At 70.4% G+C, this 15,449-nt stretch carries 15 protein-coding genes; 9 read left to right on the top strand and 6 right to left on the bottom strand.

Annotated features, from left to right (window positions below):
- Positions 1 to 101: 101 nt before the first annotated feature.
- Genes HNR15_RS12830 through crcB form a run of 3 tightly spaced genes read left to right on the top strand, consistent with a single transcriptional unit; the run spans position 102 to position 2,424 of the window.
- Positions 102 to 1,565: an MFS transporter gene (locus tag HNR15_RS12830; protein ID WP_179482375.1), complete on the top strand. Its 1,464-nt coding sequence runs from the start codon at positions 102 to 104 to the stop codon at positions 1,563 to 1,565.
- A complete protein-coding gene (locus tag HNR15_RS12825; RefSeq protein WP_179482373.1) occupies positions 1,562 to 2,053 on the top strand; it encodes a fluoride efflux transporter FluC in 492 nt (163 codons plus the stop codon). The genes HNR15_RS12830 and HNR15_RS12825 overlap by 4 nt, the downstream gene beginning before the upstream one ends.
- Positions 2,050 to 2,424 (top strand): fluoride efflux transporter CrcB, encoded by a 375-nt coding sequence (gene crcB, locus HNR15_RS12820; protein ID WP_179482371.1) that lies wholly within the window; start codon positions 2,050 to 2,052, stop codon positions 2,422 to 2,424. Before HNR15_RS12825 ends, crcB begins: the two co-directional genes overlap by 4 nt.
- Here crcB and HNR15_RS12815 read toward each other — a convergent pair.
- Positions 2,395 to 3,024, bottom strand: coding sequence for a hypothetical protein (locus HNR15_RS12815; RefSeq protein WP_179482370.1), 630 nt, complete (start codon positions 3,022 to 3,024; stop codon positions 2,395 to 2,397). The two genes, crcB and HNR15_RS12815, sit on opposite strands and share 30 nt — an antisense overlap.
- Before the next feature lie 71 nt (positions 3,025 to 3,095).
- Here HNR15_RS12815 and panD point away from each other — a divergent pair, with 71 nt between their 5' ends.
- The gene (gene panD / locus HNR15_RS12810) at positions 3,096 to 3,503 is read left to right on the top strand and encodes an aspartate 1-decarboxylase (RefSeq protein ID WP_179482368.1); all 408 of its coding nucleotides are present in this window, start codon (positions 3,096 to 3,098) and stop codon (positions 3,501 to 3,503) included.
- 24 nt (positions 3,504 to 3,527) lie between these two features.
- On the opposite strand, the gene HNR15_RS12805 is transcribed toward panD, so the two are convergent.
- Positions 3,528 to 4,196 (bottom strand): VIT1/CCC1 transporter family protein, encoded by a 669-nt coding sequence (locus HNR15_RS12805; RefSeq protein WP_246306282.1) that lies wholly within the window; start codon positions 4,194 to 4,196, stop codon positions 3,528 to 3,530.
- A gap of 437 nt (positions 4,197 to 4,633) precedes the next feature.
- Here HNR15_RS12805 and HNR15_RS12800 point away from each other — a divergent pair, with 437 nt between their 5' ends.
- Positions 4,634 to 6,118: a DHA2 family efflux MFS transporter permease subunit gene (locus tag HNR15_RS12800; protein ID WP_179483765.1), complete on the top strand. Its 1,485-nt coding sequence runs from the start codon at positions 4,634 to 4,636 to the stop codon at positions 6,116 to 6,118.
- A complete protein-coding gene (locus tag HNR15_RS12795) occupies positions 6,115 to 6,558 on the top strand; it encodes a (deoxy)nucleoside triphosphate pyrophosphohydrolase (protein WP_343048536.1) in 444 nt (147 codons plus the stop codon). The genes HNR15_RS12800 and HNR15_RS12795 overlap by 4 nt, the downstream gene beginning before the upstream one ends.
- Before the next feature lie 115 nt (positions 6,559 to 6,673).
- On the opposite strand, the gene HNR15_RS12790 is transcribed toward HNR15_RS12795, so the two are convergent.
- Both HNR15_RS12790 and HNR15_RS12785 read right to left on the bottom strand, forming a co-directional pair.
- Positions 6,674 to 7,318, bottom strand: coding sequence for a LuxR C-terminal-related transcriptional regulator (locus HNR15_RS12790; RefSeq protein ID WP_179482364.1), 645 nt, complete (start codon positions 7,316 to 7,318; stop codon positions 6,674 to 6,676).
- Positions 7,270 to 8,538, bottom strand: coding sequence for a sensor histidine kinase (locus HNR15_RS12785; protein ID WP_179482362.1), 1,269 nt, complete (start codon positions 8,536 to 8,538; stop codon positions 7,270 to 7,272). The genes HNR15_RS12790 and HNR15_RS12785 overlap by 49 nt, the downstream gene beginning before the upstream one ends.
- 169 nt (positions 8,539 to 8,707) lie before the next feature.
- Between HNR15_RS12785 and HNR15_RS12780 the strand changes: the two genes are divergently transcribed.
- A complete protein-coding gene (locus tag HNR15_RS12780) occupies positions 8,708 to 10,840 on the top strand; it encodes an MMPL family transporter (protein WP_179482360.1) in 2,133 nt (710 codons plus the stop codon).
- 90 nt (positions 10,841 to 10,930) lie between these two features.
- On the opposite strand, the gene HNR15_RS12775 is transcribed toward HNR15_RS12780, so the two are convergent.
- Complete coding sequence (locus tag HNR15_RS12775; protein ID WP_179482358.1) at positions 10,931 to 11,500, bottom strand: hypothetical protein; 570 nt, start codon at positions 11,498 to 11,500, stop codon at positions 10,931 to 10,933.
- Positions 11,501 to 11,536: 36 nt separating this feature from the next.
- The gene (soxR, locus tag HNR15_RS12770; protein ID WP_179482356.1) at positions 11,537 to 12,025 is read right to left on the bottom strand and encodes a redox-sensitive transcriptional activator SoxR; all 489 of its coding nucleotides are present in this window, start codon (positions 12,023 to 12,025) and stop codon (positions 11,537 to 11,539) included.
- 64 nt (positions 12,026 to 12,089) lie between these two features.
- Here soxR and HNR15_RS12765 point away from each other — a divergent pair, with 64 nt between their 5' ends.
- Entirely contained in the window at positions 12,090 to 13,547 is a 1,458-nt protein-coding gene (locus tag HNR15_RS12765; protein ID WP_179482354.1) for an MFS transporter, read from the top strand.
- Positions 13,548 to 13,555: 8 nt separating this feature from the next.
- Positions 13,556 to 15,445: a translational GTPase TypA gene (typA, locus tag HNR15_RS12760; RefSeq protein WP_179482352.1), complete on the top strand. Its 1,890-nt coding sequence runs from the start codon at positions 13,556 to 13,558 to the stop codon at positions 15,443 to 15,445.
- Positions 15,446 to 15,449 lie beyond the last annotated feature (4 nt).

Raw genomic sequence — 15,449 nt, 5'->3', positions numbered from 1 at the left:
CCCGCGCAGGGCCCGATCGGCCGTCTCGATCGCGCTCACTCGATTCTCAAGAGAATGGGACCCACGGGTAACGTCGAAGGTTGCCTATGTGAGAGGACCAGATGATTCAGCTGGGCGACGAACAGCAGTGGACCGCCGACGAGGTGACGGTGACCGACAACTCGACGGTCCGCCGGGCCATCGGCGCCGCGGCCATCGGCAACATCACCGAGTGGTACGACTTCGGCGTCTACGCCTACTTCGAACCCACGATCCAGAAGGTCTTCTTCGACGACCTTCCGAAGACCACGGGGACGATCCTGACCTTCGGATTGTTCGCGGTGGCCTTCCTGGTTCGCCCCTTCGGTGGCCTGTTCTTCGGCCCGCTCGCCGACCGGATCGGTCGCAACAAGGTCCTCGCCACGACCATGATCATGATGGCCGCCGGCACCTTCGTCATCGGCGTCATCCCCAGCGAGAGCTCGATCGGGCTGTGGGCGCCGTTCATGTTGCTGGTCGCTCGGCTCATCCAGGGCTTCTCCACCGGTGGTGAGTACGGCAACGCGATGACCTTCATCGCCGAGTACGCGCCGGACCGCAAACGCGGATTCCTCGGCAGCTGGCTGGAGTTCGGCACCTTCACCGGCTACCTGCTCGGCGCGACGCTCGTCACGGTCGCGGGCGGCGTGCTCTCGGAGCACCAGCTGCTGACCTGGGGCTGGCGCATCCCGTTCTTCGTGGCCCTTCCCCTCGGCCTGATCGGGGTCTACCTGCGGTCCCGCCTCGCCGACACCCCGGCGTACGCCGCGATGGAGGCCAAGGCCGACAAGGAGGAGAAGGAGCGCAGCACGGGCGGCGAGCTCGGCGCGATCTTCAAGCTGTGGCCCTCGCTGCTGGTGTGCGTGGCGCTGGTGCTCGCGTGGAACATCCCCAACTACATGCTGACGTCCTACATGCCGACGTACCTGACGACCACCGCCCCGGACAAGACCGGCGGCGGTCTCTCCGACCTGACCTCGCAGATCCTGCAGATCGTCGTGATCGCGGTGCTGCTGGTCTTCATCCCGATGTTCGGGCGTCTCTCGGACCGGATCGGCCGTAAGCCCATCGCGCTGACCGGCGCGATCGGGCTGATCGTGCTCTCGCTGCCGGCCGTGGTGCTGGCTCGCGCAGGGTCCTCGATCTCGTCGTTCTTGGGCCTTCTGATCATGGGCCTATTGCTCATCTGCTTCAGTTCCACCATGCCCTCCACGCTGCCGTCGCTCTTCCCCACCCCGTTACGCGCGGGCGGACTGTCGATCGGGTTCAACGTCGCCATCTCCCTCTTCGGCGGCACCACGGCGCTGGTCGTCGGAGCGCTGGTCAGCGCGACCGGCGACCTCGACTGGCCGGCGTACTACCTGATCGCCACCGGCGTGATCGGCGCCGTCGCGGTCTACCTGCTGCCCGAGTCGAACGCGCGCCACCTGTGGGGTTCGGCACCGGCGGTCGAGGAACGCTCGGAGATCAAGGGCCTGGTCGAGGACGACGAGGTGCCGGTGCTGGCCGCCGCCGGGAGTCCTGGCGCGGGTGGTTCCGCGGTATGAGCAGACCCGCCGACGCCGCCCGGGCGGCTCTGCGGAACCCCTGGCTGCCCGAGGACCCCGATGTCGACGTCAACGACGACGGGCGTCCGGTGCACCTGCGCGCGAGGTACGCGGCGTACGTCGCGCTCGGGGGTTTCGTCGGGACAGGCATCCGCGAGGCGATGAGCCTGTGGTTCCCCACCCCCGCTGACCGGGTCAACTGGACGATCCTGGCGATCAACGTGTCCGGGGCGTTCCTGCTCGGCGCGTTGGTGCAGTTGCTCGCCGGCCGCGGCCCCGATCACGGACGCCGGCGGACCGTCCGGTTGCTTCTCGGGACCGGCGTGCTTGGCGGCTTCACGACCTACAGCACCTTCGCGGACGGGGCCGCCCAGTTGATCCGGGACAGCGAGCCGGGGATGGCGGTCGGCTACTGCGGGCTGACGCTCGGCGTGGGTCTGCTCGCGTCGTTCGCGGGGATCACCGCGGCGCAGCGGGTGCACCGGTGAGTGTCGGCACCTACCTGCTCCTGTGTGTGGGAGGGGGCGTCGGGGCGGTGCTGCGGTTCGTCGTCGATGGGCTGATCAAGGCACGGGTGCGGACGCACATCCCGGTCGGCACGATCCTGGTCAACCTCACCGGGTGCCTCGCACTCGGGGTGCTGGCCGGTCTGGCGCAACGCGGCGCGCTCGGGTCCGACGCCCTCGCCGTGCTCGGCACCGGCGTCCTCGGCGGTTACACCACGTTCAGCACGGCCAGTTTCGAGACCGCCCGACTCCTGCAGGACGGCCGGCGCGGGCCGGCGCTGTGGAGCGGGCTGGGGACGCTGCTCGGCGGGGTCGCGTTGGCGTCACTGGGCCTGTGGCTGGGGCTGCGCTGACCGCTCGATCACCGTGGTCACGATCGTGGTCACCGCCGGGCGCGCCGGCGCAGAACCGAACCCGAACGACACCGCCGGGCTGACCGGCGCCAGATCACCCAGGTCGCGGCCGGCGTACTCACCCGACGCGCGCACGAGCTCGTGCATGTCGCGGGCTCCGTAGAACTCCCGCCGGCCGGCGCGCGCCGTGCCCGCGGTGCGGACCCCGCGCATCACGACGCGGGCCACCGGGTCGATCAGCCGACTCCACGCGGGAGCCGTCGCGAGGCGCGCGGGCACGGCACGCAGCAGCCTGCCGATCGCCGTACGCCGCCCGACGGTCCACGCGATCGACAGGTCGTCGGCGGTGAGCCGGACCGTCTCGCCGTCGGTCACCACCGTCACGGGGGTGATGCTCACTTCGTCGAACTCGTAGGTCTGCTCGATGAATTCGGCGACCTGAGCCGTCGGCGCCAGCAGCCGGCGGTGCCCCTCACTGGTCTGGAGCATCACGTCGTCGAAGCTGCCGTACGGCGTGTCGCGCCATTGGCCGACGACCACCCGCACTCCGCTGGTCGTGCCGATACCGGTGATGGTCCCGTGGAAACGCGCTCTGCTCATGGTGACCTCAACTATGACCGTGCACCGGTCCCCGGCCGGATGCTGGGGGCGGGTCGGGGACAATCGTGGGCATGCAGCGCACGATGATGAAATCGAAGATCCACCGGGCCACGGTGACGCACGCCGACCTGCACTATGTCGGGTCGTTGACGGTGTCGGCCGACCTGATGCGCGCGGCCGACCTGCTCGAGGGGGAGAAGGTCGACATCGTCGACATCGACAACGGCAACCGCCTCTCGACGTACGTCATCGAGGGCCCGGCCGGCGAGGGCCGGATCGGCATCAACGGGGCGGCCGCCCGACTCGTGAGTCCCGGCGACCTGGTCATCGTGATCGGCTACGGCCAGTACGACGACGCCGAGGCTGCCCTCATGACCCCGAGCGTGGTCTTCGTCGACGAGACCAACCGCATCGTCGATCTGGGCTCGGACCCGGCGTGGGCGCCGCAGGACGCCGGCCTGCTCGACCCGCGGGGCTGACCCGCCCCGCCCGTGCGGCGAAGGTCAGATCACTCCGCCGACCAGGTGGCCCACCGCGTAGGTGATGACCATCGCGACCGCTCCACCGCCCACGTTGCGCAGGACGGCGGCCCGCCGCGGCGCCCCGCCGAGGTCGGCGCTGACCCTGCCGGTGACCGCCAGCGCGATCAGCACGGCGACGAACGTCACCGGCACCCGCCAGGAGTGACCCGGCACGAGGATCGCGATGAAGGGCAGCAGCGCACCGACGAAGAACGCCGCCAGCGACGCGAACGCGGCGTGCCAGGGGTTGGTGAGCTCGTCGGGGTCTATCCCGAGCTCGACCTCGGCGTGCGCGCCGAGTGCGTCGTGCTCGGTGAGGTGATGGGCGACCTGCTCGGCGAGCGACCGGGGCAGCCCCTTGCTCTCGTACATGCCGGTCAGCTCCTCGAGCTCCTCCTCCGGCATCTCGCGCAGCTCGGTGCGTTCCTTCTCCAGCAACGCCTGCTCGGTGTCGCGCTGGGTGCTGACCGAGACGTACTCGCCGGCCGCCATGCTGAGCGCACCCGCGACCAGTCCGGCGACGCCCGCGACCACGATGGGCTGCCTGCCGGCCGTCGCGCCGGCGACGCCCACGACGATGCCCGCGACGCTGACGATGCCGTCGTTCGCGCCGAGCACGCCCGCGCGCAGCCAGTTCAGCCGGCCGGCCATGCTCGCGTCGTGCGGCTCGTCGGGGTGGGGCTCGTACGCCGGGGAATCGTTCGTGGCGCTGTCGTCGGGCAGGTGCGCGCCGCCGGGGGAGGCCAGGCGCTCGGCGTCGGTCATGGTCGGTTCCTCCTGCAGGGAAGTGTTCTTCTGCCTTTACGGTGCCTGCGCCCCGCGGTGCTGTCCACGCAGGTGAGGCTGCTCTTCCCTCACGGCCGGAGACCGCCCTGCGCGCGGCGATCGAATATTCTGGAACGGCATGAGCGCCGTACGGCGGTGGCCCTCGCCCGTCACGGCGTACCGCAGGGGTAGCACGGGAGGAGCGGCACGTGGCAGACACGCCAGACCAGATCACGCTCACCAAGAGCCAGACACGCCGTCAGGCCGACGCCGAGGGGTTCAGCCCCTGGCCTGCCCTGATCGCGCTGTGCGTCGGCTTCTTCATGATCCTGGTCGACTCCACGATCGTGTCGGTGGCGACGCCCGACATCATCAGCAGCCTGCACAGCGACATCAACGACGTGGTGTGGGTGACCAGTGCCTATCTGCTCGCGTACGCCGTGCCGCTGCTCATCACCGGCCGGCTCGGTGACCGCTACGGACCGAAGAACGTCTACCTGGTGGGCCTGGCGATCTTCACGCTGGCGTCGCTGTGGTGCGGCCTGACCGGCAGCATCGGCACGTTGATCGTGGCGCGGGTCTTCCAGGGCCTCGGGGCCGCGCTGCTCGCGCCGCAGACCATGTCGGTCATCACCCGGATCTTCCCCGCCGAACGCCGCGGTCAGGCCATGGGCTTCTGGGGCGCGGTCGCCGGTGTCGCGACGCTCGCGGGCCCGATCCTCGGCGGGGTGCTGGTCGACCAGCTCAGCTGGGAGTGGATCTTCTTCATCAACGTCCCGGTGGGGGTCATCGGGTTCGGGCTGGCCATGTGGCTGGTGCCGAGCCTGCCGGTGCACAGCCACCGCTTCGACTGGCTCGGGGTGGGGTTGTCGGGGGTCGGCATGTTCCTGCTGGTCTTCGGGATCCAGGAGGGCCACGAATACCACTGGGGCACCATCACCGGGATCATCTCGGTGCCCCTGCTGATCGTCCTCGGCGTGCTCGTCCTCGCCGGATTCGTGGTGTGGCAGCGCTTCAACAAGGCCGAGCCGCTCGTGCCGCTGGTGCTCTTCACCGACCGCAACTTCAGCCTCGCCAACGTCGGGATCTCCGTGGTCGGGTTCGTGATCACCGCCATGGTCTTCCCGTTCATGCTCTACGCGCAGGCCGTCCGCGGCCTGACGCCGACGAGGGCCGCGCTGCTGCTCGTCCCGATGGCCCTGGTGACGTTGCTGCTGTCGCCGGTCGTGGGCAAGTTGGTCGACAGGTACCACCCGAGCCTGATCGCGGGCTTCGGCCTCACCTGCCTCTGCGTGGCGGTGGCGTGGCTGGGGTACATCCTGCGACCCGGCACGCACATCTGGGCCCTGCTGCTTCCGATGGTGGTCCTCGGCCTCGCCAACGCCTTCATGTGGGCACCGCTGTCGGTGACGGCCACCCGGATGCTCCCGCCGCAGAACGCCGGTGCCGGTGCGGGTGTCTACAACACGACCCGTCAGGTGGGTGCGGTCCTCGGCAGTGCGGCGATCGCCTCGCTGATGGAGTCCCGGCTGACGTCGCACTTCGGTGCCCGCGGCGCTGCGCTCTCGGGCGGCGCGCAGACTCCCGGCAAATCGCTGCCCGCGGCCGTCCAGTCCGGGTTCGCCCGGGCGATGGGCGAGTCGCTCTATCTGCCGGCGCTGCTGGCGGTGGTGGCGATCGTCGCGGTCGCGTTCTTCACCAACCCGCACGCCCGCCGGGGAGCGCACGCCGCGCGTGGGTCGAGCGCTGCGAGTACGCGCGCTGGCGCCGGTTCCGCGGATCGCACTCCCGCGCACATCGCGACGTGACCGACGCGGCTGCACAGCCGATCACCCGGTTGGTGGTCGGCGCGGCGATCGTCGACGACCTGACGCACCCCACGGTCCTCTTGGCGGCCCGGCGTACGGCGCCCAGCGCGCTCGCGGGCGGGTGGGAGTTCCCCGGCGGCAAGGTGGAGCACGACGAGTCGCTCGAGGCGGCCCTGCATCGTGAGCTCGCCGAGGAGTTGGACGTCACCGTCGAGCTCGGCGCGCAGGTGACCGGCCCGGTCGCCCTGGACGACGCCACCGGCTGGCCCCTGAAGCCGGGTTTCGTGATGCAGGTGCGCTTCGCGCGGATCACCACCGGCACCATGCGGCTGGTCGATCACGACCAGGTCCGCTGGCTGACGCCGGCCCAGTTGTACGACGTCCCGTGGCTGCCCGCGGACCTGCCCATCGTGGACGCGATCAGGGCTCTGCTGCACTGACCCGTTTGGCGTCGGTGTGGGGGTTGTGCGTCGGTGGCCAGGGCTGCAGCCCTGGCCACAAACGCAAACCGCGCACCTCGTCGTGCGCTCGGCGCCGACGGGGTGGGGCGCCGGTTCAGCCGCGCAGGTAGGTGAGCACCGCCAGGACCCGCCGGTTGTCGTCGGCGTCGATGGGCAGATCGAGCTTCGTGAAGATCGAGTTGGTGTGTTTACTGACCGATCGTTCGGTCACGAAGAGTGCACCCGCGATCGCCGCGTTCGAGCGGCCTTGGGCCATCAGTTCCAGGACCTCGCGCTCGCGGGCGGTGAGCCGGTCGACCGGGGTCCCTGCCCGTTGCCGGGTCAATAGATGGCGCACCACGTCGGGATCCAGCACGGTCCCACCGGCGGCCACCCTCCGTACGGTGTCGATGAACCCCGCGACGTCGGAGACGCGGTCCTTCAGCAGATAGCCGACCCCGCCCGAGCCGGAGTCGAGCAGCTCCTGTGCGTAGAGCTGCTCGACGTACTGCGAGAGCACCAGCACCGGCAGGTCGGGCAGCTGAGCGCGCGCCTCGATGGCGACTCTCAGTCCGTCATCTGTGAAGGTCGGCGGCATCCGGACGTCGACGATCGCGATGTCGGGTCGCTCGGTGAGCAGTGCTCGGGACAGGGCCGGCGCGTTGTCTACGGCCTGCACGACGTCGATGTCGTACGCAGTGAGGATGCGAGTCAGTCCGTCGCGAAGGAGCGCGTTGTCCTCCCCGACGACGGCTCGCACGGCACCTCCATCTCGATCCTCGTGCCCGCGCCGGGCGGGCTGGTCACGCTCATCATGCCGTCGAACGCCGTGAGCCGCCGTGCGACACCGCGCAGACCCGCCCCGTCGGCAGCCGCGCCACCGACCCCGTCGTCGCCGACCTCGACGCGGATCGCTCGGGGGGTGCGCCGCAGGCAGACCCACGCCTGGCCGGCGTGCGCGTGCTTCAGGATGTTGGCCAGGCATTCGCTGGTGGCGAAGTAGAGCGCCGACTCCAGAGGCGGCGAAAGGCGTTCGCCTGGTTCGAGATCGAGGGAGACCGCGAGTGGGAGGTCTGCGACCAACGCGCTGATCGCACTCGGGTAGCCGCGATCGGCGAGCACCGGTGGATAGATGCCACGCACGACCGATCGGATGTCGGCGAGCGCCGTGTGCGCGTTCGCGCGTGCTTCGGCGATCAGGCCGGCCGCCGCCTGCGGATCCCGCAGCGCGAGTTGCTCGGCCAGACCCAGCTCCATGCCCAGAGCGGCCAGCCGGGCCTGCGGGCCGTCATGCAGGTCACGCTCGATGCGGCGCAGCTCGGCGGCCGCCGCGTCGACGGTGCTGGTGCGCGAAGCGGTCACCCTTTCGACCCGTTCCTCGAGGGCCGCGGTGCGCGAGTCGGCGATGATCGATGCGTCCATCAGGAGACGCCACCGGGTGAGGGCCGGTGTGAGCCAACGCATCCCGGCAATCCCTGCCAGCACGCTCACGACGGTGAAGATGGCTCCGCGCGCCGGGTCCGCGACGTGCAGGAAGTGATACGGCTGCGGGAGGTCCGCCGGGAGCGATCGCCACAGGAAGTACCACGTGATGCTCCAGACCGGGTAGAGGACGACGGCCAGCGCGACGACCGAGACGATCGCGCCGACGGTGCAGGTGAAGAGCGCCCACGCGGCGTCGGCCCACCGCGCTCGGTCGGTCAACCAGCGGCGGACCCGGGCGACCGGTGACAGGCCCCGCGTGTCGGAGTACGCGCGGGCGACCGGTTCGCCGAGGCCCGCGCTGACCAGGCGGCGCTGCACCCCGGCGAGCTGTCGCAGGAGCACCAGGGTCACGGTCAGGACGAACAGGCCGACGATCGCCACGGACGATGCGATGCCCGCCACGGTCAGCCCCAGGAGTGCGAGAGCCGGCAGCGTCATCACCAGGCTTGCGAGGTTGAGCCCGATCGACGCGAGGAGGCCGGGTCGTCGGTTCATCCGACCATCGTCGCCGAATCCGGGCCGCACGGCGGTGCACTCAGGTTCCCGACCTGCAGACCTCGGGGGTGCACCCAGCTACACCCCCGTGCGGGTGCTGGCTCTCCTGACGCCGCGCCCGTCCGGCGAAACCCTGTGACGACAACCCATTCCAATCGCAGGAGGAGTCATGGCACGGATCGGTGCGGCCCAACGACTGGGCCGCTGGAGTGCGGGGCATCCGTGGCGCGCCGTCGGCGTCTGGGCGCTCATGGTGGTGATGGCCGTGGGCCTCGGATCGGCCATCAGCACCCATCAGACCAAGGACGCCGACTACCGGGTGGGGCAGTCCGGCCGGGCAGCGGCGATGATCGCGGCGGCCGGTCTGGACGCGCCCGACCAGGAGTACGTGCTGATCGGGTCCCCGCGTGGTGCTCTCGACCGGCCGGTGGCCCTGAGAGCCGCGTCCGACGTGCGCGACCGGCTCGCGACCCAGCCCGTCGTCGCGTCCGTGGCGCCGCCGGTCCTGTCCAAGGACGGCACGGCGCTGCTCCTGGCGGCGACTGTGCGCGGCCGCGACGCCGACGTGCGCGGCATCGCGCAGGTCGCGAAGTCCGCCCGCACGGCGTACCCGGGTCTGCGCATCGACGAGGCGGGGGACGTCTCGGTGAACAAGGCCGTGAACGACCGGGTGGGTAAGGATCTCGGGTCGGCGGAGCTCATCAGCCTGCCGATCACACTGGTGATCATGGTGATCGTCTTCGCCGCGCTGATCGCGGCGGGGCTGCCGGTCGTCCTGGCAATCACGAGCGTCTTCGCCACGATGGGTCTGATGGGACCGATCTCGCTGATCATCCCGATGGAGCCGACGGTCTCGAGCATGATCCTCCTCATCGGGATGGCGGTCGGCGTCGACTACTCGCTCTTCTATCTCAAACGCGAACGCGCCGAGCGTGACAAAGGCGCGACCCGGGCCGACGCGATCCGCGTCGCGGGCGAGACCTCAGGCCACTCGATCGTGGTCTCGGGTCTGGCGGTCGCGATCAGCATGGGCGGCCTCTACGCAGCGCGCGATACGACGTTCGACAGCCTCGGCACGGGCGCACTGCTGGTCGTGGTGATCGCGGTGCTGGGCTCGCTCACGGTGCTCCCCGCCATGTTGACCCTCCTCGGCAAGTGGGTGGACCGTCCGCGGATCCCGTTGTGGTGGAGGGTCTCCCGGCGTATCCCGACCGGTGCCGTGAGCGGTCGGCTGCTGCGCCCGGTGCTACGCCGACCGGCGGCCGCGCTGATCTGTGGGGGTGCCGTCATGGTGGCGCTCGCCGCGCCGGCCCTCGGGATGCGCCTGCAGACCGACTCGCTGGAAGCGCTGCCGCACAGCATCACGCAGGTGCGCACGATGCAGCAGATCCAGGCGAAGTATCCGAGCCACGGCAACCTGGCACGGGTCGTCGTGAGCGGCGCGGACGCGGGCAGCACTGCGCAGGCCGTGGAACGCCGTGCCGCGGCCACCGGTGACTGGTCACCCGCCGGGGTCGTGGTCTCGGTCGATCGCCGTACGGCGGTGGCGACTGTCGCGACCTCGGCCGCGCAGGGAAGCTCCCGGGCGGGCGAGCAGGTCCTCCGGTTGCGGGAGACGGTGGTGCCGCAGGCGGTCCGGCCGACCGGTGCCACCTGGGCGGTCGGCGGTGATGTGGCGCAGTCCTACGACACGATCCGGCACGCGGACATCGCGCTGTGGCGGGTGCTGATCGTGGTGCTCGGGCTGGTGCTGGTGATGATGGGCGTCGTCTTCCGCAACGCGGTGCTGGCGGTGCTCACCACAGCGCTCAACCTGGTGTCGGTCGGCGCGGCGTTCGGTGTCGTGACACTAGTCTTCCAGCGCGGGTGGGGCGCAGGTCCGTTGGACTTCCACTCCACCGGCGGGATCATCACGTGGATCCCGACGTTCCTGCTCGCCGTGCTCACCGGTCTGTCGATGGACTACCACGTCTTCGTGCTGAGCCGGGTCCGCGAACACGTGCGTGCGGGGGTGCCGGTCCGGATCGCCGTGCGCCTCGGCCTGGAGCAGACCGCCGGCGTGGTCACCAGCGCCGCGGTCGTGATGGTGTCGGTGTTCTCGGTGTTCGCCTTCTCTGGGCTGGTGGAGATGAAGGAGATAGGCGTCGGGCTCTCGGTCGCGATCCTGGTGGACGCCACCATCGTGCGACTGGTGCTGCTGCCTGCCGCGCTGTGCCTCCTCGGGGAACGCGCGTGGAGCCGGGGCGACCGTCGTACTGGCCAGCGAGACCCGGCCGCCGCTACCCCGGTCCTCGTCCGCTGAGACCGCACGGAGACACGGGTGGGGGTTGTGCGTCTGTGGCCAGGGCTGCAGCCCTGGCCACCGACGCAAACCGTCAGCGTCGTCGGTCTCTCAGACCTGCGGACCCTTGGCCCGCAGGTCGTCGACCGCCGTCATGGCCTCGCGCAGCTCCGCCAGCCACTCCTGGCTGTGCTCGCCGACGAGCTTCACGGCCCAGGACAGGGCGTCCGCGCGGGATCGGGCGACCCCGGCGTCCACCAGGGTGTCGAGCACGCGGCGTTCGTCCTGCCGCAGGCGCGTCATGACCGGGACGGCGATGTTGGTGAAGACGACCTCGGTGTCGCCGATCCGGGCTCCCCACGCGACCTTGCGCCGGTAGCGGGCCTGCGCCTCGTCCGCCAGGGCCATCCGCGCGCCCCGCGTCTCTTCCCGGAAGCGCGTGATCCGACCGGAGACGGCTGCTTCGGTGGCTGCCGCATCGGTGCCTTCGGGCAGGTCGGGGGCATCGATGTCACCGACAACGACGATCTCGTCGCGGTCGACGGTGACGGTGGGGGCCCCGGTGTAGAGGTCGTTCGGCAGGCGGCCGGCGAACCAGCCGGCCGCGTCATCGGCGGACGGCAGGTCCGCCTGCTGCCAGCCGCCGGAGCGGCCGCGTCCACCGGTACGGGAGTGGTTCATGGTGTCCTCCTCGGTAATGATTACTTGATTACATCATTACACCTTTGCAGAGGAAGGGGAACCGCCCGGCCGCCGCAGGGCCGCCGGCAGGAACGCCGCGCCGGGCGCGCGGGCGTCGGACGCGGCGGTGTCCTGCGGGTTGGACATCCGGCACGTCCCGAGGGACAGGCAGCCGCACCCGATGCAGGAGTCCAAGCCGTCGCGCAGCTTCTGCAGCGCTTCGATGCGCTCGTCGAGCCGGGTACGCCAGTGCCGTGAGATGCGTTGCCAGTCGGCCTTGGTGGGGGTGCGGCCGCTCGGCAGCCGATCGAGCTCCTCGCGGATCTCCTCCAGGGAGCATCCGACGTTGCTCGCCGCCCGGATGAACGCGAGGCGGCGCAGCACCGAACGCCGGAAGCGCCGTCGTCCGCCGGCATCGCGGGTGGATTGCAGCAGCCCCTCGGACTCGTAGTAGCGAACCGCCGAAGCGGCGAATCCGCTGCGCTCGGCTACCTGTCCGATGCTCAGTTCGTCGCGCGTGTCCATCGTGTCCCTCCGGTTCAGGCCACCCCTTGACTTCAAGTCGACTTTAACTAAGAACATATGGTCTGTGACATCCGAGACGATCGACGAAGCGCCGGACGCCGCTCTCACCACCGGTCTCTGGTCACGCGGCAGGCTGCCGGTCACCGCAGGCGGTCTGGCGATGGTGACGCTCGGTGCGTACGCCGACCGCGCCACCGGCACGGTGCTGCCCGCGGCCTCGACCCAGCTGCACGGCCTGGCACTCTTCGGCGCGGCCGGCGCGGCGCCGATGGTGGCCTACATCGCGGCGGTCGCGCTCTTCGGGGTGATCGTGGACCGCCGCGGACCGTCCTGGCTGCTGCGCCGGTCCGCGGCGCTCTTCGTCGTCGGGCAGCTGGGCTCGGCGCTGGCCCCCACGATGCTGGTGCTGGTGGGCACGCGGTGGGTGTCCGGGGTGTCCGAGGCCGGGCTGGACATCGGCGTCACGGTGCTGCTGGCGCAGGCCCTCCCGGAGGTGCTCCGTCCCAGGATGTTCGGTGCGATGGCCGTGGCGTGGGTGCTGCCCTCGGTCGTCGGACCTCCGGTGTCGGGTCTGATCGCCCAATCCCTCGGCTGGCGCTGGGCCTTCACGGTCACCGCGCTGCTCCTGCTGCCCGCGTACGCGCTCCTCTCTCCTGCTCTGCGCGGCCCGGCACGGGGCTTGTCGGACCCGTCGGGCGCCTGGCCGGACGACCGGAAACGTCTGGTGCGTGCGGGGGCGGGCTGCTCGCTGGTGGCCGCGATCCTGGTCCTCGCCGGAGCCCTGCTCGGCGGCCCCGCGGAGTGGTTCGGTGCCGCACTGATGCTCGCGTCCCTGCCCGCCCTGCTCGTCCTCACCCGGCGAGCGCTGCCGGCGGGCACGTTGCGCGCCGCACGCGGTATGCCGGCGGTCGTGGCGTTGCGCGCCCTCACGAGCGCGGGGTTCGGGATATCGGGCGGCTTCCTACCGCTCACGCTGACCCGCGTGCGCGGCTTCGGGCCGGCGACGACCGGCATCACGCTGACCATCACCGGCGTCTTCTGGGCCGCGGGGTCGTGGGTGCACGGCCGCGACAAGATTCAGGCCCGGACGTCGCCGACCCTGCGGGTGCGCGCCGGTTTCGCCGCCATGACCGCCGGTCTCGCCGGCACGGTCGCGCTCGCGGTCCCCACGGTGCCGGTGGCGCTGCCCCTGATCGCCTGGGCCGTGGCCGGCCTGGGGATCGGCACCGTCGTGCCCGCCCTGTCCGTGGCCTCGCTGGCCCTCGCCCCGGTGCAGGAGCAGGGCCGCTACCAGTCCGCGATCTACCTGGCGTCCTCGCTCGCGGGCAGCGTCGTGACGGCGATCGGAGGCGCCTGGATCGCGGCGTACCGCGCGCAGTTGCGGCCTGCGACCTTCGTCACGCTGCTCAGCGTGCCCGTGCTGATGGCCCTTCTCGGGCTGCTGCTCGCCGGCAGGATCGCCGGTGGTCGTGGGCGGCCACCGATGGTGCGTGGTCAGAAACGCCCCGTTTCCCTGAGATAATCGACATCATGCCCATGAAAACTCGGGACGACGTACGCAACGTCGCCATCGTCGCTCACGTCGACCACGGCAAGACCACGCTCGTGGACAAGATGCTCTGGCAGACGGGTGCGTTCAGCGATCGCCAGACCGTCGAGACCACCGGTGAGCGGGTGATGGACTCCGGCGACCTCGAGCGCGAGAAGGGCATCACGATCCTCGCGAAGAACACCGCGATCTCGTACGACGGTCCGGCCGCGGACGGCCACCCGGTCACCATCAACATCATCGACACCCCCGGTCACGCCGACTTCGGGGGCGAGGTCGAGCGCGGCCTGTCCATGGTCGACGGCGTCGTGCTGCTCGTCGACGCGTCCGAGGGCCCCCTGCCGCAGACCCGCTTCGTGCTGCGTAAGGCGCTCGCCGCGAAGATGCCGGTCATCCTCTGCATCAACAAGGTCGACCGCCCCGACAGCCGCATCGAGGAGGTCGAGGAGGAGACCTACGAACTCTTCATGGACCTGCTCGACGACGCCGACGGCCACGCCGATCAGCTCGACTTCCCGGTCGTCTACGCCTCGGCCCGCGCCGGCATCGCCTCGCTGACCCGGCCCGGCAACGGTGAGATGCCCGAGGGCAGCGACCTCGAGCCGCTCTTCGCCACCATTCTGAAGACGATCCCGGCCCCGTCGTACGACGACGAGGCCCCGCTGCAGGCGCACGTCACCAACCTCGACTCCAGCAACTTCCTCGGCCGCCTCGCGCTGCTGCGGGTGCGCAACGGCGTGATCCGCAAGGGCCAGCAGGCCATGTGGTGCCGCCACGACGGCACCCAGCAGCGCGTGAAGATCACCGAGCTGCTGATGACAGAGGGCCTGGAGCGCCAGTCCGCCGAGGAAGCCGGGCCCGGCGACATCATCGCCGTCGCGGGCATCCCCGAGATCACCATCGGCGAGACGCTGGCCGACCCGGAGAACCCGATCGCGCTGCCGCTCATCACCGTCGACGAGCCGGCCATCTCGATGACCATCGGCACCAACACCTCGCCGCTGGTCGGCAAGGTGCGCGGCAGCAAGGTCACCGCCCGGATGGTCAAGGACCGCCTCGACCGCGAGCTCATCGGCAACGTGTCGCTGCGTGTCCTCGCCACCGAGCGTCCGGACGCGTGGGAGGTGCAGGGCCGTGGTGAGCTGGCGCTGGCCATCCTGGTCGAGCAGATGCGCCGCGAGGGTTACGAGCTGACCGTCGGCAAGCCGCAGGTCGTCACCCGCGAGGTCGACGGCAAGCTCCAGGAGCCGGTCGAGCGCCTCACGATCGACACCCCCGAGGAGTACCTCGGCGCGATCACCCAGATCCTGGCGTCGCGCAAGGGCCGCATGGAGCAGATGACCAACCACGGCACCGGCTGGATCCGGATGGAGTTCAAGGTGCCGTCGCGCGGCCTGATCGGCTTCCGCACCGAGTTCCTCACCGAGACCCGCGGCACCGGCATCGCCAACCACGTCTTCGACGGGTACGAGCCGTGGTTCGGCCAGATCATCACCCGTACGTCGGGGTCCCTGGTCTCCGACCGCTCGGGCGCCGTGACGTCGTTCGCGATGGTCAACCTGCAGGAGCGCGGCACCCTCTTCGTCGACCCGACAACCGAGGTCTACGAGGGCATGATCATCGGCGAGAACTCGCGCTCCGACGACATGGACGTGAACATCACCAAGGAGAAGAAGCTCAGCAACGTGCGAGCTTCGAGCGCCGACAACTTCGAGAAGATCTTCCCGCCGCGCAAGCTGTCGCTGGAGCAGAGCCTGGAGTTCTGCCGCGAGGACGAGTGCGTCGAGGTCACACCGGAGTCGGTGCGCATCCGCAAGTTGATCCTCGACCAGAACGAACGCGGTCGCGCGCTGTCCCGGGCACGCCGCTAGGCCT

Source organism: Allobranchiibius huperziae, from assembly GCF_013410455.1.
In the GTDB taxonomy this organism is placed as follows: domain Bacteria; phylum Actinomycetota; class Actinomycetes; order Actinomycetales; family Dermatophilaceae; genus Allobranchiibius; species Allobranchiibius huperziae.
Note: the sequence above shows the minus strand (reverse complement) of the source record. Positions and strands in the feature narration are given on the sequence as shown.

Excerpts from the sequence above, each read along its gene's own strand:
- HNR15_RS12825 (WP_179482373.1), top strand. The coding sequence starts at position 1,562 with ATGAGCAGACCCGCCGACGCCGCCCGGGCGGCTCTGCGGAACCCCTGG.
- HNR15_RS12785 (WP_179482362.1), bottom strand. The coding sequence starts at position 8,538 with ATGAACCGACGACCCGGCCTCCTCGCGTCGATCGGGCTCAACCTCGCA.
- panD (WP_179482368.1), top strand. The coding sequence starts at position 3,096 with ATGCAGCGCACGATGATGAAATCGAAGATCCACCGGGCCACGGTGACG.
- typA (WP_179482352.1), top strand. The coding sequence starts at position 13,556 with ATGCCCATGAAAACTCGGGACGACGTACGCAACGTCGCCATCGTCGCT.
- HNR15_RS12775 (WP_179482358.1), bottom strand. The coding sequence starts at position 11,500 with ATGAACCACTCCCGTACCGGTGGACGCGGCCGCTCCGGCGGCTGGCAG.
- soxR (WP_179482356.1), bottom strand. The coding sequence starts at position 12,025 with ATGGACACGCGCGACGAACTGAGCATCGGACAGGTAGCCGAGCGCAGC.
- HNR15_RS12830 (WP_179482375.1), top strand. The coding sequence starts at position 102 with ATGATTCAGCTGGGCGACGAACAGCAGTGGACCGCCGACGAGGTGACG.
- HNR15_RS12805 (WP_246306282.1), bottom strand. The coding sequence starts at position 4,196 with ATGGCCGGCCGGCTGAACTGGCTGCGCGCGGGCGTGCTCGGCGCGAAC.
- HNR15_RS12800 (WP_179483765.1), top strand. The coding sequence starts at position 4,634 with ATGATCCTGGTCGACTCCACGATCGTGTCGGTGGCGACGCCCGACATC.
- HNR15_RS12780 (WP_179482360.1), top strand. The coding sequence starts at position 8,708 with ATGGCACGGATCGGTGCGGCCCAACGACTGGGCCGCTGGAGTGCGGGG.
- HNR15_RS12815 (WP_179482370.1), bottom strand. The coding sequence starts at position 3,024 with ATGAGCAGAGCGCGTTTCCACGGGACCATCACCGGTATCGGCACGACC.